At 35.0% G+C, this 1,995-nt stretch carries 3 protein-coding genes and 2 pseudogenes; 2 read left to right on the top strand and 3 right to left on the bottom strand.

Annotated elements, in window-relative coordinates; all coding sequences use genetic code 11:
* Positions 1–149: 149 nt before the first annotated feature.
* Together ARSQ2_RS10530 and ARSQ2_RS13915 are read right to left on the bottom strand one after the other, a co-directional pair.
* On the bottom strand, positions 150–344 hold the full coding sequence (locus ARSQ2_RS10530) for a hypothetical protein (RefSeq protein ID WP_238334312.1): 195 nt from the start codon (positions 342–344) through the stop codon (positions 150–152).
* A gap of 270 nt (positions 345–614) precedes the next feature.
* On the bottom strand, positions 615–746 hold the full coding sequence (locus ARSQ2_RS13915) for a hypothetical protein (RefSeq protein WP_255487429.1): 132 nt from the start codon (positions 744–746) through the stop codon (positions 615–617).
* Positions 747–801: 55 nt separating this feature from the next.
* Between ARSQ2_RS13915 and ARSQ2_RS10525 the strand changes: the two are divergent.
* Positions 802–1,293 (top strand): annotated as a pseudogene (locus ARSQ2_RS10525) (L-asparaginase family protein); the annotation flags it as partial.
* Positions 1,294–1,303: 10 nt separating this feature from the next.
* A pseudogene (pncA, locus tag ARSQ2_RS13265) lies at positions 1,304–1,716 on the top strand (bifunctional nicotinamidase/pyrazinamidase); the annotation flags it as partial.
* 22 nt (positions 1,717–1,738) lie between these two features.
* On the opposite strand, the gene ARSQ2_RS10510 reads toward pncA, so the two are convergent.
* A partial coding sequence (locus ARSQ2_RS10510) for a transposase (protein WP_181995271.1) occupies positions 1,739–1,995 on the bottom strand: 257 nt, incomplete at its 5' end.

The raw sequence follows: 1,995 nt of genomic DNA, 5'->3' as shown, positions 1-1,995 counted from the left end.
TATTTAAGATACTGCGAACATACTCCTAGATTTCATAAATGTTTTTTGGATTGGCAGTATCGATCGCGTAATAATAATATGAGTAAAAATCAAAAGAAAAATGATTATTTTTTATATAGGCAATAAAGTTATTGACAAAATTTTCATTCTTAAAAAAAATGCTGTTCCGCAACTACCAATTTTACCCAGGAGGCAGTTGCTCTAATTGTATTGGCAACGACACAATAAAAATCATAAAATTTGACAACTGCACGCTGATTATTTTCGGGTGTTTCCCAGAAAAAACCAAGATCGGGTTCATTCCAAATTTCGTATTCAGAAATTGGATAAGCCAGACCTATCAAATGATAGTTAATACTATATCTTTCTACTAATTTTTTTACTAGTTGACAATATTTTTCAATATTGGTGAGTTTTTATTTACCTCTATTAAGCATTCTTCCTATTCTAAATAGAATATTCGGCTTGTGTTCGCCTTGATAATATTTATTAGATAAAGATTTTTTAAGATAGGTATCGGTTGGTTGCCAATTGAATAGTGGTTCTTCTTCAGCAGAAAAATATTGTTGAGTATTTAAGCAAATAGTTCTTCGATTAAAAAATCATCCGCGTAATTATTTATTTTTAACATTGTCTGGCGCATTATTTGTTATCTGATCAAGGTAATTAATATCTGTTGTATCAAAGAAACTATCGATATAGCTAAGCGTCTTAATTTTGATTACAAAAATATATGTTTTCTCCAATATAAATTTACTGATATAGAGTAATTACTTGTAATCATTTTAAAGTCGCCTAGCTATAATTGATGCGGGTATTCATATCCGTTGTTTACAAAGCTGTCCATTGCCAAAAAATGACGGCAATTTCAGCAGCCATAAAATTACCCCTCAACCCGTTGGGGTTTTTACTATTTATCCTGGGATTCAGTACAAAGTATCGAAAAAATCTTATTGCAACCCAGCAAAGCACTCATTCTGCGTTCTTACGGTGTTGGTAATTCGCCTTCACAAACTGAGTTGTTAAAATGCCTTGAAAAGGCCTGTCAACACAATATTATCGTCATTAATTTCACACAATGCCTCTCTGGGCGAGTTAACATTAATGGGTATGCCACCCGGGCACGCATTAGCCAAAGTTGGTGTTATTAGTGGTTATGACATGACTTTTGAGGAAACCCTTACCAAGCTTCATTATTTACTTAGTCAATAGTCAATCTTTATCTTCAAATGATATTCGTACGCTGATGCAAAAAATTTGCGCGGTGAACTTACCTATAGTGACAATTATTAAGGACGATATAATGACTAATACTGCATTATTACTGGTCGATCTGCAAAATGACTTTTGTAAAGGGGTCGCCCTAGAAGTATTAGATAGTGAAAGTGTTATTAGTACAGCTAATAATGTTATCACTACTGCCAGCAACAAAATATCGTTGTTATTGCCAGCCAGGACTGGCATCCTGCTGATCACTTAAATTTTGCTGTCAACTCAGGAACTCAGGTAGGCACCGAGGGTAATCTTGATGGCCTACGTGAAATTTGGTGGCCAGTTCACTGTGTGCAACATCAGAAAGGAGCAGAATTCCATCCAGCACTTAATCAGTCAGCCATTCAGGCAACTTTTCAAAAAGGGATCAATGCCACAATCGATAGTTATATTGCTTTTTTTGATAATGATCATCAACATGCAACTCAGTTAGATCGTTGGCTATAGCTAAGCGTCTTAATTTTGATTACATCATATTGAGTGCGAACAAAATATCTGTGTCGCATCCGAGCGCTCTTTTTTTGCATTTAGCTTGTGCCCATTTATGTTCAATTGGATTAAGATCTAGCGAATAGGTAGGCAAATATTCCACCATATGCCCCGCATCGATGATGACTTGTTGAATACTCTGTTTCTTGTGAAAAGTTGCATTATCCATCATGATTACACTGTTTTTAGGAAGTACTGGGATAAGGACTTGGGTGACCCATGCATAGAAAACAT

This window comes from Arsenophonus endosymbiont of Bemisia tabaci Q2 (assembly GCF_902713415.1).
GTDB lineage: Bacteria > Pseudomonadota > Gammaproteobacteria > Enterobacterales > Enterobacteriaceae > Arsenophonus.
The sequence above is the reverse complement of the archived record's forward strand: the minus strand, read 5'-3'. Positions and strand labels throughout refer to the sequence as shown.